This window comes from Phormidesmis priestleyi ULC007 (assembly GCF_001895925.1).
In the GTDB taxonomy this organism is placed as follows: domain Bacteria; phylum Cyanobacteriota; class Cyanobacteriia; order Leptolyngbyales; family Leptolyngbyaceae; genus Phormidesmis_A; species Phormidesmis_A priestleyi_A.
In genome coordinates this window covers 59,007-78,217 of record NZ_MPPI01000003.1, presented here as the reverse complement: position 1 = coordinate 78,217, position 19,211 = coordinate 59,007, and the positions used below count along the sequence as shown (strand labels likewise).

Annotated in this window: 21 protein-coding genes; 11 read left to right on the top strand and 10 right to left on the bottom strand. The window is 48.7% G+C overall.

Annotation, left to right across the window (positions count from 1 at the left end; genetic code table 11):
- Nucleotides 1-226: 226 nt before the first annotated feature.
- The 4 genes from BRW63_RS04260 to BRW63_RS04245 form a co-directional block, all read right to left on the bottom strand.
- Nucleotides 227-505, bottom strand: coding sequence for a YlxR family protein (locus BRW63_RS04260; protein ID WP_073069683.1), 279 nt, complete (start codon nt 503-505; stop codon nt 227-229).
- A 46-nt stretch (nt 506-551) separates the two neighbouring features.
- Nucleotides 552-1,871 carry a transcription termination factor NusA gene (gene nusA, locus BRW63_RS04255; RefSeq protein ID WP_073069682.1) on the bottom strand — a complete coding sequence of 440 codons (1,320 nt, stop codon included), beginning with the start codon at nt 1,869-1,871 and terminating at the stop codon, nt 552-554.
- An 85-nt stretch (nt 1,872-1,956) separates the two neighbouring features.
- Nucleotides 1,957-2,454, bottom strand: a complete 498-nt coding sequence (rimP, locus tag BRW63_RS04250; RefSeq protein WP_317615795.1) for a ribosome maturation factor RimP — start codon at nt 2,452-2,454, stop codon at nt 1,957-1,959.
- A gap of 154 nt (nt 2,455-2,608) precedes the next feature.
- On the bottom strand, nt 2,609-4,426 hold the full coding sequence (locus BRW63_RS04245) for an iron uptake porin (RefSeq protein WP_073069681.1): 1,818 nt from the start codon (nt 4,424-4,426) through the stop codon (nt 2,609-2,611).
- A gap of 380 nt (nt 4,427-4,806) precedes the next feature.
- Between BRW63_RS04245 and rpmI the strand changes: the two genes are divergently transcribed.
- The 4 genes from rpmI to BRW63_RS04225 all read left to right on the top strand — a co-directional run bounded on the left by rpmI (nt 4,807) and on the right by BRW63_RS04225 (nt 6,877).
- Nucleotides 4,807-5,004 carry a 50S ribosomal protein L35 gene (gene rpmI / locus BRW63_RS04240; protein ID WP_073069680.1) on the top strand — a complete coding sequence of 66 codons (198 nt, stop codon included), beginning with the start codon at nt 4,807-4,809 and terminating at the stop codon, nt 5,002-5,004.
- 103 nt (nt 5,005-5,107) lie between these two features.
- Nucleotides 5,108-5,461, top strand: a complete 354-nt coding sequence (rplT, locus tag BRW63_RS04235; protein ID WP_073069679.1) for a 50S ribosomal protein L20 — start codon at nt 5,108-5,110, stop codon at nt 5,459-5,461.
- 58 nt (nt 5,462-5,519) lie between these two features.
- Nucleotides 5,520-6,275 (top strand): transporter substrate-binding domain-containing protein, encoded by a 756-nt coding sequence (locus BRW63_RS04230; protein ID WP_223257286.1) that lies wholly within the window; start codon nt 5,520-5,522, stop codon nt 6,273-6,275.
- Between the two features lie 74 nt (nt 6,276-6,349).
- Complete coding sequence (locus tag BRW63_RS04225; protein ID WP_073069678.1) at nt 6,350-6,877, top strand: tetratricopeptide repeat protein; 528 nt, start codon at nt 6,350-6,352, stop codon at nt 6,875-6,877.
- 96 nt (nt 6,878-6,973) lie between these two features.
- Here BRW63_RS04225 and BRW63_RS04220 read toward each other — a convergent pair whose 3' ends face one another.
- Nucleotides 6,974-8,134 (bottom strand): FecR family protein, encoded by a 1,161-nt coding sequence (locus tag BRW63_RS04220; RefSeq protein ID WP_223257285.1) that lies wholly within the window; start codon nt 8,132-8,134, stop codon nt 6,974-6,976.
- Between the two features lie 539 nt (nt 8,135-8,673).
- Here BRW63_RS04220 and BRW63_RS04215 point away from each other — a divergent pair.
- The 3 genes from BRW63_RS04215 to BRW63_RS04205 all read left to right on the top strand — a co-directional run bounded on the left by BRW63_RS04215 (nt 8,674) and on the right by BRW63_RS04205 (nt 12,062).
- On the top strand, nt 8,674-10,137 hold the full coding sequence (locus tag BRW63_RS04215) for a hypothetical protein (RefSeq protein ID WP_073069676.1): 1,464 nt from the start codon (nt 8,674-8,676) through the stop codon (nt 10,135-10,137).
- Between the two features lie 268 nt (nt 10,138-10,405).
- Entirely contained in the window at nt 10,406-11,332 is a 927-nt protein-coding gene (locus BRW63_RS04210) for a hypothetical protein (protein WP_073069675.1), read from the top strand.
- 85 nt (nt 11,333-11,417) lie between these two features.
- Nucleotides 11,418-12,062, top strand: a complete 645-nt coding sequence (locus tag BRW63_RS04205; protein ID WP_073069674.1) for a class I SAM-dependent methyltransferase — start codon at nt 11,418-11,420, stop codon at nt 12,060-12,062.
- Between the two features lie 9 nt (nt 12,063-12,071).
- On the opposite strand, the gene BRW63_RS04200 is transcribed toward BRW63_RS04205, so the two are convergent.
- The 4 genes from BRW63_RS04200 to BRW63_RS04185 form a co-directional block, all read right to left on the bottom strand.
- Nucleotides 12,072-12,950 (bottom strand): 3'(2'),5'-bisphosphate nucleotidase CysQ family protein, encoded by an 879-nt coding sequence (locus BRW63_RS04200; RefSeq protein ID WP_244913218.1) that lies wholly within the window; start codon nt 12,948-12,950, stop codon nt 12,072-12,074.
- 147 nt (nt 12,951-13,097) lie between these two features.
- Nucleotides 13,098-13,235 carry a DUF433 domain-containing protein gene (locus BRW63_RS04195; RefSeq protein WP_244913217.1) on the bottom strand — a complete coding sequence of 46 codons (138 nt, stop codon included), beginning with the start codon at nt 13,233-13,235 and terminating at the stop codon, nt 13,098-13,100.
- A gap of 150 nt (nt 13,236-13,385) precedes the next feature.
- Nucleotides 13,386-13,712: a hypothetical protein gene (locus BRW63_RS04190; protein ID WP_073069673.1), complete on the bottom strand. Its 327-nt coding sequence runs from the start codon at nt 13,710-13,712 to the stop codon at nt 13,386-13,388.
- Between the two features lie 48 nt (nt 13,713-13,760).
- On the bottom strand, nt 13,761-14,621 hold the full coding sequence (locus BRW63_RS04185; RefSeq protein WP_073069672.1) for a sugar kinase: 861 nt from the start codon (nt 14,619-14,621) through the stop codon (nt 13,761-13,763).
- Here BRW63_RS04185 and rsmI point away from each other — a divergent pair.
- Together rsmI and BRW63_RS04175 are read left to right on the top strand one after the other, a co-directional pair.
- Entirely contained in the window at nt 14,621-15,496 is an 876-nt protein-coding gene (gene rsmI / locus BRW63_RS04180) for a 16S rRNA (cytidine(1402)-2'-O)-methyltransferase (RefSeq protein WP_317615793.1), read from the top strand. The two genes, BRW63_RS04185 and rsmI, sit on opposite strands and share 1 nt — an antisense overlap.
- A 98-nt stretch (nt 15,497-15,594) precedes the next feature.
- Nucleotides 15,595-16,221, top strand: coding sequence for a hypothetical protein (locus tag BRW63_RS04175; protein WP_073069670.1), 627 nt, complete (start codon nt 15,595-15,597; stop codon nt 16,219-16,221).
- A 12-nt stretch (nt 16,222-16,233) separates the two neighbouring features.
- Here BRW63_RS04175 and BRW63_RS04170 read toward each other — a convergent pair whose 3' ends face one another.
- Nucleotides 16,234-17,127: a class II fructose-bisphosphate aldolase gene (locus BRW63_RS04170; RefSeq protein WP_073069669.1), complete on the bottom strand. Its 894-nt coding sequence runs from the start codon at nt 17,125-17,127 to the stop codon at nt 16,234-16,236.
- Nucleotides 17,128-17,242: 115 nt separating this feature from the next.
- Here BRW63_RS04170 and BRW63_RS04165 point away from each other — a divergent pair, with 115 nt between their 5' ends.
- Both BRW63_RS04165 and BRW63_RS04160 read left to right on the top strand, forming a co-directional pair.
- The gene (locus tag BRW63_RS04165) at nt 17,243-17,968 is read left to right on the top strand and encodes a DUF1995 family protein (protein WP_073069668.1); all 726 of its coding nucleotides are present in this window, start codon (nt 17,243-17,245) and stop codon (nt 17,966-17,968) included.
- A 257-nt stretch (nt 17,969-18,225) separates the two neighbouring features.
- The gene (locus BRW63_RS04160; RefSeq protein ID WP_073069667.1) at nt 18,226-18,984 is read left to right on the top strand and encodes a metallophosphoesterase family protein; all 759 of its coding nucleotides are present in this window, start codon (nt 18,226-18,228) and stop codon (nt 18,982-18,984) included.
- Nucleotides 18,985-19,211: the final 227 nt, after the last annotated feature.

The following is a 19,211-nucleotide window of genomic DNA, read 5'->3' as shown; positions in this document are numbered from 1 at the left end:
CTCAAACAAGTGGGTCTGGGATAGTCAAGACAACTTCAATTTTAGCGAACCCGACTCCTGATGACTGCATGGAGTCTGATGTATTGCTTAATTTTCTGCTTTTCCTTGCCTTCCATTTGTTCGCTTCTTGATCACAAGCGCTGGAGTTGGCTATCAATCCCTATGACGTTGCTTCCATGATATCGCAATTTTAGGCAGTAGGTGGGTCGTGTGGCATATCTAAACCCTAGTGCTGAGTCTTGGATAGGCTCGTTGTCTCAGCTAAGAGGCGCTGCGACAGGGTTTCATAAACCTGCTTAGAAACTGGCGCTTTAAGGACGCGGCTCAACCGATCCTTTTTCTGAGCTGCTTTTAGACACTGCGATCGTGGACAAAGATAGGCAGAACGCCCCATGCCTTGGTCAAGAGCGATCGTGTTAGACGAATGACTTCTAACCACTCGCCAAAACTCTTGTTTAGGGGCAGTTCGACGACAACTGATGCAGCGACGATAATTAGGTTCCATAAGCAAAAACAACGGGGCGCATTATTGGAGTACGCCCCCTGAATGATCAGATCTCGTCCTCTTGCTCGTCTTCTGGTTCTTCTGGCTGAGGCTCGGCTGCGCTCACAGGCTGCTCAGTCTCTTCCTCATATTCTTCTTCGTCATCGTACTCCTCATAATATTCCGCTTCAGCCTGCTCTTGGGCGAGGCGACGAGACTCTTCTAAAGCGGCGATCCTCTCGTTCTCGGCTTCGTAATCGTATTTCTTGATGTCTTTGATATCGATTTTCCAGCCTGTTAATCGAGCGGCAAGACGCACGTTTTGCCCTTCTTTGCCGATCGCTAAACTCAGTTGATCTTCGGCAACCAGAATATGCGCCTGACGACCATCAGGATCGACCAGGCGCACTTCGTCTACACGGGCGGGGCTAAGAGCATTGGCAATATAAGTTGAGGGATCAGGCGACCAGCGAATCACGTCAATTTTTTCGCCGCGCAGCTCGTTTACGACTGCCTGAATTCGAGAGCCACGTGCCCCAATGCAAGCGCCAACGGGATCGACATCACGTTCTAAGGTATCAACGGCGATTTTAGTGCGGGGCCCCACATAGCGAGAAGGCGGATTTGCCTCTCGCGCCACTGCCACAATGCGGACGATATCATCTTGAATTTCAGGAACTTCGTTCTCAAATAGATAGACGACTAGACCTGCATCGGCTCTAGAAACTAGAAGCTGTGGGCCTCGATGAGAGCCTTCGCTCACTTTCTTTAAGTAAATTCTAAACGTGGCATTTGCCCGATAGTTATCGTTGGGCAACTGATCGCGCTTTAGCAATTCTGCTTCGACTTCTGGCTGACCAAATCCGCTCGTCACTGCCATAATCACAGACTGGCGCTCAAATCGCAGCACTCTGGCTTGCAGAATGGTGCCTTCTAACTCCTGAAATTCTTCTTGAACGAGTTTGCGCTGTTGGTCGCGCAGTTTTTGCGCTAAAACCTGCTTGGTTTGAATCGCTGCCATCCGTCCAAAGTCGCCTTGTTCAGGGGTGACATCCAGCACCACCGTATCGCCCGTTTGGGCTTCAGCCGCGACTTCTTGCACTTCTTTGAGGGCAATCTGGTGATCGGGGTTGTTGACATCTTCGACGATCGTTTTGGTCGCCAACACGCGAAAGCCTTCTTCGTCGATGTCTAACTCAACTTCAAAGTTATCGAAATATTCTTCTTCAAAGTTAGGGCTGTCCATGCGTTGGGTGCGCCGAAACCGCTCGTATCCCTTCATTAGGGCCTCGCGTAGAGCGGCTTGAACCGACAGCTTGGGCAGGTTGCGATCGCGGCTGATGCTATCGATCATGTCTTTGAGTCCGGGTAAGGCGACCATTGACATATGAAAATCTCCGTGAATATTAGATTGTTAGAAAGGGGGTGGGGTCATTCGGTGAGTTTGTTCTGTAGAAATGACCAGTAGAGAATTATTCTTCACCTTCGACTAGCTGAACCTGAGCGACTAAATCGCGAGGAATGGTAATCGGTCGCCCTTTTTGGTTGAGATAGACGGCTTTTTCATCTCGACGAACTAAATCCCCCGTCCATTCGGTGTGACCTTTATAAGGCTCAGAGGTGCTGACGGTTGCCGGAAACCCTCGAAACGAGATGAACTCGCGATCGGTCGTGAGCAACCGTGAAACGCCAGGACTTGACACCTCCAAAACATAGTTGTCTGGGAAGAAGTCAGTGCTGTCGAGGACTGGCTCTAGAGCACGGCTCATGCGTTCACAATCTTCTAGCCCAGTGTCGTTTTGCAGGTTTCGCACGTCTACTCGCAACACTGGAGGGTTTTGGTGAGTATGAAACACGGCTGCAACCACTTCCAAGCCAATAGAGTCTGCTACGGGGGCAGCCAGATCGAGGATTTGGGGAATCAGAGGATGCACCATTTGACCACTACTCCAAATAAAAAAGTGGGTCATATGCCCACTTCTCATGAAACGACTGATTCCATGAAACTCGGTGACGAACAGCGAACTGTCCTTCCTGGTTTCTAGTCTAGCGGATTAATTTCAGAGTGATGGCTTTTTTGATTTTGATAAGGGTAGGTTGGGAATGACGGTGGATGGCTTCGACCTAAAACGTGAACGTCGTCCGAATCACAGGTACCGTAATGGTTCGGTTGCCGCTGAATCCTTCAGGATTGAAGATCACAAACACCCCAGGGGTGACACTGATATTGTCGTTGACCTTGTATTTGAAATACGCTTCTAGGTGATAGGGTCGGGTGTCTTCAGGCTTAGGTGACGCTGCGCCTGAGACTCGATCGCGAGCGGGTGGCTGACCAAACAAAAGTCCGAAGGTGCTGCCGGGGGTCAAAACATCTTTGATATGAATCCCGCCCATGTAGCTGAGAATATTGGTCGAAGCGTCTGGGCCGGTCACTGCATTGACGAAGCTGTAAAAGCCGAACCCAGTCAAGGTGACTTTAGGTGTAATCCTCCAAGCGGCAGTCGCGCCTACCGAATCGAGACTCACCGGAGTCGTTGCCCCAACATTCGGAATCGCTCCCACTGCCACCGCCGATTCTCCTAAACCGAGAATGTTGATTTGGTGATAGCTGTGGGCGTAGTTTAGTGCGAAGTCGATCGCCGGACTGGGCTTGATCGTCAGTTGTGCCGCCGCTACATAGCTGCCGCCAAACAAACCTGCACCCAGCGGAGTCCCGCCTGCCAAACCTCCATTGGCCGGAAGACTTGCATTCACGCTGCCATACAGCGCTCGGAAATCTAGCGCATCGGAAATATTCCAAATGAATCCTGCCGCAGAAGCCAACCCGATCCCAGAGGTGCCGCCAGAAATTCGCAGAATGGGATTCATGTTGCCAAATCGTGAGATCGACTCTTGCCCATCTCCATAAAACGGGACAACGGTCGGAAAAGCATCATCAACTTCGGCAGCCGTGCCTGCAAACAAAGTCAGCTTATCGATGCCAGATGGGAAAATATAGAGCAGCTTGTAAAGCCCGATCGAATTGTTATTTCCGGGCGCACCACTCAAATTTGAGGGATTGGTTGCACCAAACTGAGGCTCAAAGGCTAAACGAGCATTGCTGGCAGTGCCAAAGATGTTGTCTGCATAACCTAGCGTTCCTGAGAGGCTGTCTCGACGCGGAGAGCCAAGTGCCGATCCCAAGCCCCCGCCAAAGTTATATGCCTGCAATCCGGTAATCAGTAGATCTTTGCCAGAGAAACTGGTTAAGAGCTTTAGCCGGACACGGTTGTTGAAAACGACGTTGGCATCGTTTCCAGGTGCGCCGCCCGTAGTCGTGCCCGCTGCCAGCGATCGACGATTTCCCAAACCGGGATAGGCTCCATAAGCGGATGCAAGACTAAAGATGACTTCACCACTGAGCTTTGTTGTCGTCGAGAATTGCTGTTTTTCCAGCGTGGTCGTTCTGGCTTCTAAGGTATCAACACGCCCGCGCAAGGTGGCGAGTTCTGCGGCAAATTCTTCTTGCAGTCTTTGCAGAGTTGCCAAGTCTTCTTTCTTGACCAAATCGGCTGTAGCGGCTGCGATTAGTTCGTTAACGCGATCGAGACACGCATTCAACCCTGCCGCAAACTCAAAACGAGTCATTGCCCGGTTGCCGCGAAAGGTCTTGTCGGGATAGCCCACGATGCAGCCATAGCGCTCAACGAGTGATTGCAGCGCTTGAAACGCCCAGTCGGTAGGTCTAACGTCTGACAACTGCGAAACCGAAGTGACTTGAGCCATCGCGGAGGGGTCAGTCGCCTGAGAAGTTTCAAGAGATAATGGGTTCTCAATGGGAGTGGACAGCGTTTGAATCGTCTCAGATGCAATAGCTGGCAACCCGAATCCTAAAGGAATCGATCCTGCTAGTAGACAAACCAGACTAGTTTTTTGAGTCAATAACACTTGCTTTTTATCCATGACAAATCCTCACACGAAAAGTGTTGAAAGTTGGGAGCATTCAGTAGGGAAGTCTAATCGCTTGAAATAACCGACTGTAGAGGAAGTCACTCAAGGCTTCCCCAAATCACCTTTTTCTAAAAAGTAGTTCCGTCAACTGATGTACCGGAACCTTGATTACGGCGATCGCAAATCTACAGGAGTCATTGAGCAGCAGAACGATTAAGACCTTGATTTCTGTTTGATCAAACTATATTTGTCAGGATGCTCTAATTGGAATAGGTGCAAGCTCTAAAATTGTGATGGTTTGAATAGAGCAAAGCTAATGATCTAGACTGGGACTTGCACGATCGATCAAACTAGCTCTATCATTAAAAGCTGTGTCGAATTAGAGCAATCCCATGCCCAAGCTGAAGACCCGTAAATCTGCTGCTAAACGTTTCAGAGCGACTGGAAGTGGCAAACTTATGCGCCGAAACACCCACAGAGCGCACTTATTAGAGCACAAAAGCCCCTCTCGTCGCCGTCGCCTTGCTGGGTTGTCTCTTGTAGACGATCGAGATGCAGACAACGTTCGGGCGATGCTGCCTTACTTGTAAGGACAGATCAGGTCAGGCAGAGGAGGTTGGGACGATTAGCTTCGCAAGAGCCAAAGGCAACGAGATTCTAAATCTCACAGTATTTAAGTAAGGACATCAAACAATGACACGGGTAAAGCGCGGTAATGTCGCTCGTAAGCGCCGCAAAAAGATTCTTAAGCTGGCGAAGGGGTTTCGCGGGTCACACTCGACTATTTTTCGCACCGCAAATCAGCAAGTGATGAAAGCCTTGCGGAATGCTTATCGCGATCGCCGCAAGCGGAAACGTGATTTTCGTCGGCTGTGGATCACTCGCATCAACGCCGCCGCTCGGATGCACGGGTTGAGCTACAGCAAGCTGATCGGCAATCTCAAGAAGGTAGATATTGAGATCAACCGCAAGATGCTCGCTCAGTTGGCAATTCTTGACCCAGATGGCTTTACGAAAGTGCTGGAAATCGCGGCTCAAGCGAAGTAAAAGTGTGGAACTGCTAGCAGTCCCAACGAATAGAAACCTGCAACGGGTTCTTGTTAGAGTGATTGGACTTTACCTTTTAGGGGCGCAACTTACAGTGCCCCTTTGTTCGTGGGCAGCAGATTTAGAGACGATCGTTCAGCGCGGTCAACTGATTGTTGCAGTCAAAGATAATCTGCGTCCTTTAGGCTTCCGTGATGCTAACGGTGCCCTGCAAGGACTGGAAATAGATATTGCCCAGCGATTGGCACAAGAGTTACTGGGAAAATCTGGTTCGGTTGTCTTTAAGCCAGTTAACAATCGAGATCGTCTGGCTGTGGTTCTCAATGGTCAGGTTGATTTGACGATCGCCAGAGTCACCGCGACTTCTTCACGATCGCGAGTGGTCAGTTTCAGCGCCCCCTACTATTTAGATGGAACTGCTCTTGTTACCAGAAATTCAGCAATTCGAGGCATTGCTGATTTGACGAATCAGACGATCGCCGTTCTCAATGACTCCAGCACGATCGCGACTTTGCGATATCGTCTTCCTCAAACTAAGCTGATTGGGGTGAATTCTTACACCGAGGGAAGAGCTTTGCTAGAGTCTGGGAAAGTCGCTGCATTTTCCGCTGACACCAGCATCTTGAGTAGTTGGGTACAAGAGTTTCCGACCGATCGCTTGCTGCCATTGCGCCTCTCAGCCGAGCCGCTTTGCATCGTGTTACCCAAAGGTGTTCAATACGATGAGTTGCGACGACAGATTGATCAAGCGCTCGATCGTTGGAAAGCAGAAGGTTGGCTTCAGCAGAGAGCGATCTATTGGGGGCTTCTGTGAGATACCTTGGAAGAAGAGTCCAGTCGAACGTTTTGCCTTAACCATCCGTATTTAAATTCACAAGTGATAAAACTATGGAGAGTTACCTTCCGATCGCTTACATCTCTGGTTTATTGGGGCTACTTGCCATCGCGGTTGTTACCGTTTTTCGCCAAGTTCTAAAAACTCAGAAGATTGAAAAAGCCCTTTCTCGGCTGCAAGGCAAACTTAGTAAAGAGAAAGGAACGGCTCAAGAATATTACGAGTTAGGCAGCATTCTGCTAGATAAGCGAATTTATGTGCAAGCGATCGCGCAGTTTCAGAAAGCAATTAAAGCAGAAACGCTAGAGGGTTTAGAACTGGCTGCGGTTTATAATGCGCTAGGCTTTACTTACTTTTCTCAAGAGCAATATGATCTAGCGATCCGCAACTATAAAGAAGCATTGAAACTTGCCCCAGATTATGTGACGGCTCTTAACAACCTTGGGCACGCCTATGAACGCAAACAGTTAGCGGCTCCTGCGCTAGAAGCTTATGAGCAAGCGTTAACGATCGAGCCTAATAATCAGACCTCCAAGCGTCGAGCAGAGTCACTACGGAAGCGTCTGGTTCCGTCTGCCTAATCTTCAAGCTCAATAAAACGTGGGTGCCAGGTTTTTTTGAACTCGGCACCCATTCTTTTTTAACTTTCTCTGTTGACCCTACTAACTATTGCGTAGTTAACTTTGAGCAGGTGTTGAACTGCCATCTAAAGGCAGCACGGGCGCGATCGTCGGTGCTAGAGATGGTGCCAGTGTTGGAGTTGTCGGAACTGCTGAGTTTGATGGATTATTTGCAGGAACCGTTGGAGTTGAATTAGGAGTGGGAGAGGGCACTACTGGTGCAGATGTTGGCGCTGGAGTGACCTGAATAGGTGGACTCACAGGTGCAGGAGTCGGCAGGATGGGTGCTGGTTCAGGTGCTTTGATGGCAGTAGTCGGCTCTCTTTGAATTGGAGTTAGACTAGGTGTTACAGGTGCAGATCCTGGACTCACATCAGGTGGTGGTACAGGTGCAGTCCCTGGTCCCACATTATCAGGCAGTGGAGGTGGTACAGGTGCAGTCCCTGGTCCCACATTATCAGGCAGTGGAGGAGTCGGGAGCGGAGTGCCAGGCTGTTCAACTCTAGGAGTTTCTGGGTTAGATGAAGTTGGCTGACCCGAACCCAAGGTGCCTCTGTCAAAGATGTCTGGAGCAACTTTTCCGATCGCAGGCAGATTAGTGGGAAGCGGAGTGGCCGTTTTCTCTTCAGGGAAACCAGAGGGCTGGGGAGACAGCTTGATAAAGTCTAGATTTTTAGCAACCGCTTCTTCGGGAATTTTTTCTTGTTTGCTGAGCGCCTCAGACGTTTCGCCTTGAACTGCCGCAATATCTTTATCTGAACTTGCCTCTGAAGGCTTCTTCTCTAAATTTAACCCGCGAACCATGTTGCTGGTCTGATAGAACGTGGTGAGGTCAAAATCAAATAAGCGCAACCCTCTAGGATCGGCGACTGCCATCTGTCCTGCTTTCAGCTCTACCAGTCGATTGGTCACATTATCTGTCACCGTGATTCCACTGTTGGTGAGCGCACCGACGATCGTGGTGCCCGTCTGATCGTCAACCCGCACAAACAATGCCGATCCGCGAATTCCCGCTGAGACGTTAGGGGTTTTGATCGTAGTTCTGCCTCGCCCTGGCGGAATTAGCAGCAGTGCAGTGCCGTTTGAGAGGTTAAACTGCCGAGTGTTAGGAATGAACCGAAATAATGCTAACTCTCCGACCCGTGCAAAAGAGCCATCGTTAAAGCGCAAATCGGCTTTAGAAGAACGAGCCGTTGAGAGTGCGTCGCCCGTAAGCATTCGTTCATTAACTCGGGCTGGGCGTGCAGGTTTGTTTCTAGGTAGTAAACGAACTTGCCTAAGCAGCGCTTGAATATCAGCAAATTTTAAAGGAGTTTCAGCGCGTACAGGCATTGGAAAGATTGCCGTACTAGCGCTTAAAAGACTTAGGGTGACGACGAGGAACCAATTACGAGACATAGACGCTCCAAGAACAGAGAGGGCATCGAAGCTATCAAGCTCCACTGAGATAACTTAGATGCTGAGGCCCCTGTAACTTAAAGTTTACATGAACTTCAAGCGTCCGCGTTAACCCATTTAGGTGAAAATACAGACTTTTATTCTATCTTTACCAGTACTTTAACTCGAATGTCGAAACCTGTGGGCTTTGCTAGGAAGCTTGAAAAAGTCTCGATCGCAAATCAGACGAGTTTGGGTAATTAGACAAATAGACAAATGAGGGTATAACAGGTGAGACAATGTTCCGCAAAGACTCGGTAGATTAGGTTGATCTGCTCTAGTGTTTTTACGCGGACGATCGCCAGACGGATTTAAGTAAAGTGACGGTTTCTTTTCCTGTGCGTCAATTGTTGTGGAATCAAAAGCGGCTTTGCTATTTGCCGCAACCCTTTCTAGGGCAGCTTGTTTTCTGGATAGTTTTGATGGGAATGAGTCCAGCGTGGTCTTTGTCTTTGCTTACAGCCCGATCATCTGCAAGCTTTAAGCAAGTTCATCCTGAAGTTAAACCACCTGAAATTGAGCGGTTAACTTCTGTAGAACGTCAAGATCAAGCTGAAGCGAAGTTGCCTGAGCAGGTTTTGTCTAATTCAAACCAATCTCTTAAGATAAATAACTCAGACAGCTTACTTTTGGCAGAGGTTGATCGACCGCTCCCTACTCGGTTAAAAAACGAGCGATCGCCACTGACTACCACTCAGACTCGATCGCTTCGCAGCTTTTCGACCCAAATTTCGCAATCTCTCACCCCTGAGAAGTTGAGTCGGCTGAGTCGCCCTCTGCCCGTTGCTCAGTCTGTCTGCTGGAAGTTGCAGTCTGCTCAATCTAGCTGTAAATTTTCATCGGGTAGGTTGACGCTCGATCTAGACAAACCAGCCCTTAGCCAAGTGCCGCTTGATCTGATGGGTGAAGTTCTAACTAATCAAACGCCAACTGCTCCGCAAGACCCAGAATTAGGAGTAATCCTCGCTAAACCCGCTCAAGAAATTGACCCAGAGTTAGGGTTGCCAAGATTGCGAGAGCGCATTTTAGAACCCCTTCCTTTACCTTCGGCAGCGCGGCAACCCTCAGTTTATTTGATCGCCAGAGTCGATTATTTTAGAACGACAAATGTATTTTCAGGCGTTGACCCGGTTAATGATGGGCTGATCCGATCGGGCTTAACCGTTTTTTATGCTCCTGCGATCGGGCGCAACACTTATTTAGTCACTTCGATCGACGGTAATCTAATTCGCTATAGCAATTTAGGCTATCTCAACTACAACGAGCTAAGATTTCGGGCGGGCGTTTTGCAACGGCTTACCCCTCGCACCTTTGGGGAAATTGGCTGGAGTAATCAGCAGCTATTTGCCACAAGAGAAGGATTAAAAAATGCCCTTCGAGGCGATCGCTTTTTGAATGACAATGCGATTCGGTTTGAGTTGAGCCGCCAAGATGCGCTGTCTAAAAAGTTGTCACTGAATACTTTTTATCAATTTCGGATTAGTTTTGCTGAACCTAACGATCGGTCTCGATTGATCAATTCATTTATCACGTCTTTGAGCTATAGCTTGTCGCCCAGCTTTCAGACGGCGATCGATTATCAACTTGCCTGGTCACACTTTACGCAACAACCGCGAGACGATGTTTATCACCAACTGGTTGCGCGCTTAACTTATACCATTACTTCACAAAGTCAATTGAATGTCTTTAGTGGGTTTAGTTTTGGTCATTCTTCTGACTCTCGAATCAACTTTGATGGCTTTATTGTCGGGGTTGGAGTCGTGCTAAATCTTCCATTGTTTTGAAACCAATCATACGTGAATTCGATGAAGCTTTTCGCTACGATTGCCAATCCGGGCTGCCCCCTAAATCCCCCAAAATTGGGGGACTTTGAACCTCAATTCTGGGCTTGAAGTCCCCTAGAATTGGGGGATTTAGGGGGCTGAAGCGCTGAAGAACGAAGCGAAAGAACTTATCGAACTGACGTTAATCACCATAAAAGATCACGATCGTCGCCCTCGATACGCATTATCCTCTAGAGAAGATGAACGTTGCTCTTAGGAGGTACTCCGTATGCCGACTGACTACATTTTGTTTGTTCATGGGGTTAAGACTCGTAAACAAGCAGACTTTAGAGCGTTAGCAGATAGCTTGTTTAATCGCATCAAGTCATCGGTGGGCGATCAGTCGAGAGTGTTAAAACCGATCGTGTTTTTCTGGGGAGACTTAAATCAAGAGGCTCAAGACGAGCTTTTGAATGGATTTAAAGCCTCGCCTAAGTGGTCAGATTTTTGGTTTCAAGACTTTCGCACCCAACAGGTTTTAGGATTTGTGGGCGATGCAGCCCTTTATTTAAGTCGGCACGTTGGCTCTCAGGTCGTTCAGCGATTTGAGCAAGATGTATTAGGGGTGTTGCAAAACACTGCTCCAGGCGATCGCTTGCACCTCGTGACTCATAGCTGGGGAACGGTCATTCTCTTTGACCTCCTGTTTGCGGCTCGATGGGAAGACACCCGACTAGATCCTAAGATTCGGCAAACCGTTCAACAGATTCGGAATACGCTGTTTGGGCTACCTCCTGTTGAAGGAACTGGCATTCCGATCACCAGCATTCACACGATGGGTTCTCCGATCTCTTTGTTTAGCTTGCTAACGATTAGCGGCACTTTGGGCGGTGCCAGCACTCATGATTTGTCTCCTGATCTTAAAAACTTGCTAGAACAGCTTTATAACTTAAAGAAAAAGCCGATTCCTTGGCGAAATTTTGCTCATCCCGGTGATCCGATCGCGTATCCATTAGAAGGAGTCATTCCTCTATTGCTCAATGAATCCAGTCGATATGTTCAGACTCAGGATGTAATCACCGACAAGGGCAATTTCTTGAATCGACCCTTTCAACAACGGCTGATTCCTGTTTTGTGGGGCGGTGAAGCTCACGGCAGCTATTGGAGCAATGAGGTTGTGTCACAGACGATCGCTGAGGTGATTCGAGCCACTTAAAAGCTCTCTAATGGGAATGATGAGGAGCAACATGAATTTGTTAACATAACTTTATACAAAGTTCTTAACCCTCTGCTGATTTACCATGTTGCTCAACTCAAACCAGCGCACCAAGCTTGACGACACAGACGATACGCTGTTTTATGATGCTCCTCGGTTTGTCACTCATGTGGATGAAGGCTTTATTCAGCAGTTGACAGAACTCTATCGATCGCGATTAAAGCCAAACACTCGCATTTTTGACATGATGAGCAGTTGGGTTTCTCACTTGCCAGAAGAAATCGAGTTTGCTCACGTTGAAGGGCACGGGCTAAATGCAGAAGAACTGGCGCGTAACCCTCGGTTTGATCATTACTTTGTGCAAAATCTCAATCAAAATCCCAAGTTGCCCTTAGAGGATCAGTCTTTTGATGTGGTGCTAAATACGGTGTCTGTGCAGTACGTGCAGTATCCAGAAGCAATTTTTACTGAGATTCATCGCATTCTCAAGCCGGGCGGCATTGCCATTATTAGCTTCTCAAATCGGATGTTTTATCAAAAAGCGATCGCTGCTTGGCGTGACGGTTCTGAAGCCAGCCGAGTTGAGCTAGTCAAGCACTATTTCAAAGCGATTCCTGGCTTTACAGAACCCGAAGTCGTGGCTAAACAGTCGCAAACGCCGAGCCTCTTTCAAATGTTTGGGCTGCCCGGCGGCGACCCTTTTTATGCAGTGATTGCCAGCAGAACTTAGATGCTGAACTTAAAACGGTTGGGATTGGTCGATCGCCGCTAAAAGACTAACGGCTCGATCGCACAACGCTTCGTGACACTGCCCGTTACTGACCAAAATGCCGCCCCATTGACTGACATCTTCTTGGTTATAGTGCAGAGGCGACCCGTCAAAGTGAGTAAATTTTCCGCCTGCTTCGGTCAAGATTAGCTCTGGGGCGGCAAAGTCCCAATCTTTAGGGGCAGATTTGCCAGACAGCGAAATGTAAACATCGGCTTGCTGCTCGACGATCGCTGCAATCTTGCCGCCAACACTGCCGACTTGACGCTGATCTTTGCAGGGGAATTGCTGCATGAGTTGGTTAAATCGATCGTCGCGATGGCTGCGACTTGCCACGATCGTTAATTCTTCAGGCTGATTTTTAGTGGAGACTTTGACGGGCTGAGAGTGAAAGGTTTCTGATTCACGAGTTTCAACAAATGCACCGCCGCCCAAGGTCGCATAATAGAGCTTGTCTTTTTCAGGACAGGCAACAATTGCCAAAACAGGACGACCTTGATGAGCCAAGGCGATGTGAACGGCATATTCCCCAGTGCGATTGATGAAGTCTTTGGTGCCGTCTAGGGGGTCAATAATCCAAACCCAGGGGCGATCGAGTCGGTCTGCGATCGGCTGTGATTTAAACGTCTCTTCACTTAAATAGGCGAAATCTTGCACTCCCAAGGCTGCTTGCAGATTATCAAGAATGTATTGATTGGCAGCTAAGTCAGCCGTTGTCACGGGGCTTTCACCCGCTTGCTCAATGCTAAATGAAGTTTGTTGTGCGTCTAAGAGAATTGCAGCAGCGCCCCAACCGATCGATTGGGCGATCGCGAGAATTTCTTGCAGATCACGAGGCAGAGTATCCAAATTAAACATCCTCACTTACGGTCAGAGAAATATTGTTAGACATTAGGCAACAGTGGCAAACTACGAAGATAATCCCTGATCAAGCAACAGTCTCATAGTGGTTAGGTAACTCGACGATACGATCGTCTAAGTAGGACGATGCGAAAATTAAGGCTTGCCGGATGTCTTCATATCGAGTTCTGGAAATTCTTGATGCAGCTCTTCTCGATCAGGATAGGTAGCCAGTAGCTCAATTACTCGACGAACGGTAAGACGAAAATTGCGAATGCAGGGCTGTCCATTCATCCGATTTGAATTGGTAGTTATTCGATCTAATTTCATGAGAGTAACGCTAGTTCCTTACACAAAGTTGTTACCGCATATTGCTTGTTCCCAGTTTTCGTCTATTTGCCACTTCAATGCAATATTAGACTCTACCTAACCAATCGCCTTCACCTACTTCAGTGCTTCGATCGTGACTGTGCCACCTTTAGACTTTCTAAGGCTCCGTGCGCCGAAACGATGAACGGCTCGATGTCCGATACGAACGAAAGGTTGAGCATCAGGTAGTCTCTCAAACAACCTATTCGTAGCAGTCAGAATATCATCAGCGATCGCAAAGGCTTCGGTTTCAATATTGATCGCTACAATTTTGCCGAAGTTGTCTGCTTCGACTTGCGACCCTTGCGGCATCTGCAAAGCAGCGCGCACTTGAGATTCATAAATCTCGTGAGCGCGTTGAGCAAGTTCTTCTTTGCTGTATCGCGGTTGTCGAACTGTCATAAAGTTATTTCTCTTTAAGCCGTTGACTACTTCATTTTAAAGTCTGCTTCACCCACGTTTTGCAGACATCCATTCACGAGTGCCAAAAAACTGGCAGGAATAAGCAGCAATTTTAGCTGCCTCAGTCAAAGCACTAAAAAAGTCAGACTGCAAAATAAAATGGCAAAAAGCACCGTGAAAAATGTCGCCTGCACCAAGCGTATCGATCACTTCAACCTTGGGTACGGCGATCGCGCTTTTCACGCCTTCACTCACAACCTCGATCGCGCCTTCCCCCCGCGTGATTGCAATCTGAGAAATTCCCCACTTAGCGAGATAGCTCAACACTTGTTCAGATCTGTGGCAATCAGGTGGATAGAAGTTTGCAGAACAAATTGCATAATCGACCCAGGGCAACACTTGGTCAAATCCTGGTTTCCAGCTACCGCCATCGATGACAACCGGAATGCCTTGCTGTTTTGCGCGTTGAGAGATCGTTACACTCGCTTCTATCTGATGTCCATCAATCAAGACAATATCAACTTCGTCTAAGTTCATTGATAAACTCGCGTTAAGGGGAGACTTGATCGCATTCATTGCCACGACTGCTCGTTCTCCAGTTGATTGAGTGACGATAATCGACGACACCGGAGGCGAATCAATTCGAGTTGGAGCGAGATCAGCGATCGTCACCCCACACTGCTGCAAATCTGCCAAAATCAAATGATTAACTTGATGGGCACCCACGGCTCCTAAAAGTGTGGCATCGTTTCCTAAATGGCTAAAAGCGACGGCTGCATTGGTTGCTGGGCCGCCTGCCGCGATCGTGGAGCTGAGCGCTGCAATTTTCTGATTGCGGTTTGGCATCTGCTCGACGAGATAAATCAAATCAAGCGTGATCATTCCAATAAAAAGTCCGTGTTTTCTCATTGTCTCAACACGCTACGATCGCCCTTATGGATGCAAATGCTGGAACTCTTTATATTGTGGGCACTCCGATCGGCAACCTCGAAGATATGACCGTTCGGGCGGTGCGGATCTTGCAGACGGTCGATTTGATTGCGGCTGAAGACACTCGACATACTGGAAAGTTGCTGCATCACTTTCAAATTAAAACACCTCAGATCAGCTATCACGAACACAATCTCACAACTCGCACCTCAGAGCTACTGTCAAGATTGCAGCAAGGACGCTCGATCGCCCTTGTCAGTGATGCGGGAATGCCCGGAATTTCTGACCCAGGGTATGAATTAGTCAAAGCCTGTGCTGATGAAGCGATTACGGTCGTGCCGATTCCGGGAGCCAGCGCCGTGATCACGGCGTTGAGTGCATCGGGTTTGCCCAGCGATCGCTTTATCTTTGAAGGATTTTTGCCCGCTAAAAGTCAAGCCCGTCGCCCTCACTTAGAAAGCTTGCGCTCTGAATCACGGACGATCGTTTTTTATGAATCTCCTCATCGATTGAGAGCTACTTTGCAAGATTTAGCAGATATGTTAGGGAGCGATCGCTCAATCACTTTGGCACGAGAATTAACAAAATTGCACGAAGAATTTTGGCGAGGCACGGTTGATGAAGCGATCGAGCTTTATCTCAAGCGAGAACCTCAAGGAGAATATACGATCATCGTGGCTGGCGCTGAATCGGTGCAAGTCGTCTTATCAGAAACCGCTTTAAAGTCTGAGCTACAAAGTCTGCTCGATCAAGGGCTTTCTCGCTCTGATGCCAGCCGTCAGCTTGCCCAACAGACCTCGCTCCCCCGGCGGCAAATTTATCAACTAGCGCTCTCGCTTCTAGACCAATCTTGAGACGACTCAGAAGCGATGTAAGCTAAACGACACTTCTGTCATAATTGGGATTGAATGACGGGCTTAGAGTTCCTATTGCTCCCTTTATCGGTTTGCCCATGACCCAAGCTGAGATCGAAGCAGCCCTGCAAACTGCCCTTCGTCACTGTGAAACGGCTGGCTATCCTTTAAACGATGCTCAACAGCAGATTCTATTTGCTGTGCTGAGAGAGCGACTGTGTGAATCATCCCCTGATCAGAGATTAGCGCTCAATCCCCTGGCTGCACTGACCTCTGATCAACGTCAAGCCTTGTTTCAATTTATCAAAGCTCAAGAGCAGCAAAACAAATCTTGGAAAACCACGCTGCTTAATGACTGGCTGCACGATCGCACTTCAGGCACCGTGCAGTTTATTCGAGATTCTTTTGGGCTTCAGTGGCTAGAAACGATTACTGCGGCTGATCTCGCTGACTATGAAGAAGAATCGGTGTGGCTAAAAGTGGGTGATCGCATTGAGCTGTCTAACGGGCTGTGGGAGTGGGTGCAAGACACTGGGCCTTGCAGCCGAGAGTGGTTTTCTTGCACGGTGGTTGGCATTACTGAAACCCAAAGCCCCCTTTATAAAGATGGGGTTGCTGAGAACCAATTCAGCACAAACTGCACCGTCCGATTTGAGAACGGCAATGAATATGAGATTCAAGGCGTTTATGAATGGAACCGCCCCAATTGGAGATGGGAGAAGTAGGGGCAAAAAGTGCTAATGTCTTTTTGCCGCAAGCATCTCAGCGTAGGGCGATTGGTGCAGATGTGCCTTGCCAGAAGACCCAAATAGCCGTAGCTTTTCCACTACGACAGATTGCATTGCCTCGATCGTCGCGGCCATTGAGTCGAGCAGATCTTTAAGCGATGACGAACAGAGTCCTTGCTGAAGGGTTTCCATATAAGCCTGTCTGACTTCGGTGTTGACGTTAAACTTGCAGACTCCTAGCTCGATCGAGCGATTAATCATCGATTCTGGCAGCCCTGATGCGCCGTGCAGCACTAACGGAACATCGACTAAATGACGAATCTTTTCTAATCGAGCAAAATCTAATCGAGGTGCGCTCTTATACTCTCCGTGGACATTGCCGATCGTCACCGCTAACGCATCGACCTTCGTCGCCTTGATAAACTCTACCGCTTGATCGGGATCGGTCATCTTCGCTTCTTTTTCGGCAACGCTCAGACCATCTTCGGTGCCGCTAATTCTGCCGATTTCTGCTTCTACGATCGCGCCTTTTTCGTGCGCCCATTGCGTCATTTCTTTTGTAAACGTCACATTTTGCTCATAGGGCAAGTGAGAACCATCCGCCATAATTGACAGCATCCCCGAATCGAGTGCCATGCGAATATCGTCGGCTGAGGTGCTGTGATCGAGATGAACTGCGATCGGCATCGTGGACGATCGCGCCGCCTCTAAACACAGCGACACGAGCGGAAACCCTCCATACACCAGCGCACTTGGATGCAGTTGCAGCATTGCCGGACTCTGTTCTGCTTCTGCTGCACCAATGACCGCCTTCACGCCTTCAAGGTTATAGACATTAAAGGCCCCGATCGCATAGATATTTCGTTGTGCCGTCTCTAGCAGTTCTCTGGTTGAACTCAGCATTGTTAGGGGTGGGGGTGTAGTAGTGTAGGAGAAAGCAGATCACTCCATCATTTAACCGTTCTTTGTGACGAGAAATCTGCTTTTTCTCGCAGTTCGTACCTTCTGACTTTTTGTAATGGCTCAACTTCCTCAAACTCTCGACGACGCGATCGCTCAAGCCCAAATTGCGACCCAAGCGGCGATCGCGGCAGGCTATTCTCGTCTGCAAGTCGAGCTACTGTTTCCCGAACTCAAACCTCTACCTGTGGCAGAAAAGTTTGTGCCTGCGTTTGCAGATTTGGGAGCGGGGTTAAAAGTTTTTTTCACCGATGCTGGCACCGCAGCCCTGGCAAAACGAGATTGGGGTGATGTGCCTTTTCAGATTCGCAGCTTAGATGTAGCAGGGTCGCGGCAAACCACCCCGGTTGAAGACTATATTGACCCAGACGACCAAGTTTATCTATTTATTGCGCCGAGTTCCGTAGAAGTTGCGCCCGTTGAGCAAATTTGTAACGCGGTTGGCGATCGCCCGATCGTGCTGCTCAATCCTCGATTAGAAGATGTGGCGACGATTGGCATCGGCTATGCAGGGCGAAAACTGCGCGATCGCTTTCTCAGCACGATCGAGCCGTGCTATTTCTTGCGTCCTCTCGACGATCAAACGGCTCTAATGCGCTGCTATCCGTCGCCTTGGCAGGTTTGGTTGCAGACTGATGGAGTCTATCAAGCGATCGCCGAAGAGCGCGAAAAGCCCGATTCTGAGAAGCTAGACGAAATCTTTGCTAAAGCGATGGGAGCGCAAGCTCCTAAGCAAAACCTGTTTTCGAGTTTGCAACAGTTTTTGAGAGCTTTAGGAAGATGAAGTTCTCGCAGAGTTCCTGTGTTTTTTGCTACTTGCAGTGTGGGTTGCTAGGTAGGTCAAGGCATAATCGTCCTAAGTAGCAAGGTTAATAGCTGACTGACGCTTCAGCATTGGATTGACCTATTACACCTATTTTGAATGGATACCCGGATCATGAGTTCTGATGATGTAGAAATCACTAGGCTCAAAAAGTCGGCTTCCAAAAATTTAGGCCCAGTTTTCTCAGATTCCCCCTCTTGTTTAAGAAAAGTGATCGCATGAACCTTACTTCTCCTCGTCGCATTGTCATCGGTGATATTCATGGTCACTACAACGGGTTGATGACATTACTGGAGGCGCTCGCGCCCGGTTTTGAAGATCAGGTTTATTTCTTGGGTGATTTGATCGATCGGGGCCCTCAAAGTTCTCAAGTGGTCGAGTTTGTCAAAAATAGCTCCTATCAATGCATACTCGGCAATCACGAGCAGCTATTACTCGAATCTTTTCCTAACGGTCAAGTTTTCGCTCCAGCGCTGCAAGCCTGGTTGCAAAGTGGCGGGCGGGCAACCGTTGCCAGCTATGGCGATGCCGGAATCTTACTAGAACATATCGAGTGGCTGCAAACCCTACCCAATTATTTAGACTTGGGCGATCTCTGGCTCGTACATGCAGGCGTTCATCCTAATCTCACGATCGAGCAGCAAACCTCCCATGAATTTTGCTGGATTCGAGAAGAATTTCACAGCAGCCCTCAGCCCTATTTTGCTAATAAGCTGATTATCACCGGGCATACCATCACCTTTACGTTTCCGGGCGTGATTCCGGGTGCGATCGCGCGTGGGCAAGGCTGGCTGGGCATTGACACGGGCGCTTACCATCCTAAAAGCGGTTGGCTGACGGGGTTGGATGTTGATAACGGCAAAGTTTATCAGGTCAATGTCTACACCCACGCTGTTCGGACTTTGCCACTAGCAGAGGCAACAATTCAGGTTGAGCCGAGTCGGATGATGTCTCGTAGCCACGCTTTGCGGCTATAGTTTCGCTAACCTTAACGTGAATTCGATGAAGCTTTTCGCTACGGTTGCCAATCCGGGCTGCCCCCTAAATCCCCCAAAATTGGGAGACTTTGAACCTAAAGTCTGGGCTTAAAGTCCCTCAGAATTAGGGGATTTGGGGGCTGAAGCGCTGAAGAACGAAGCGAAAAAACTCGTCGAACTGACCCTAACCTTAACATCTTGCAGTGACCCTGGATACCAAGGTTCCT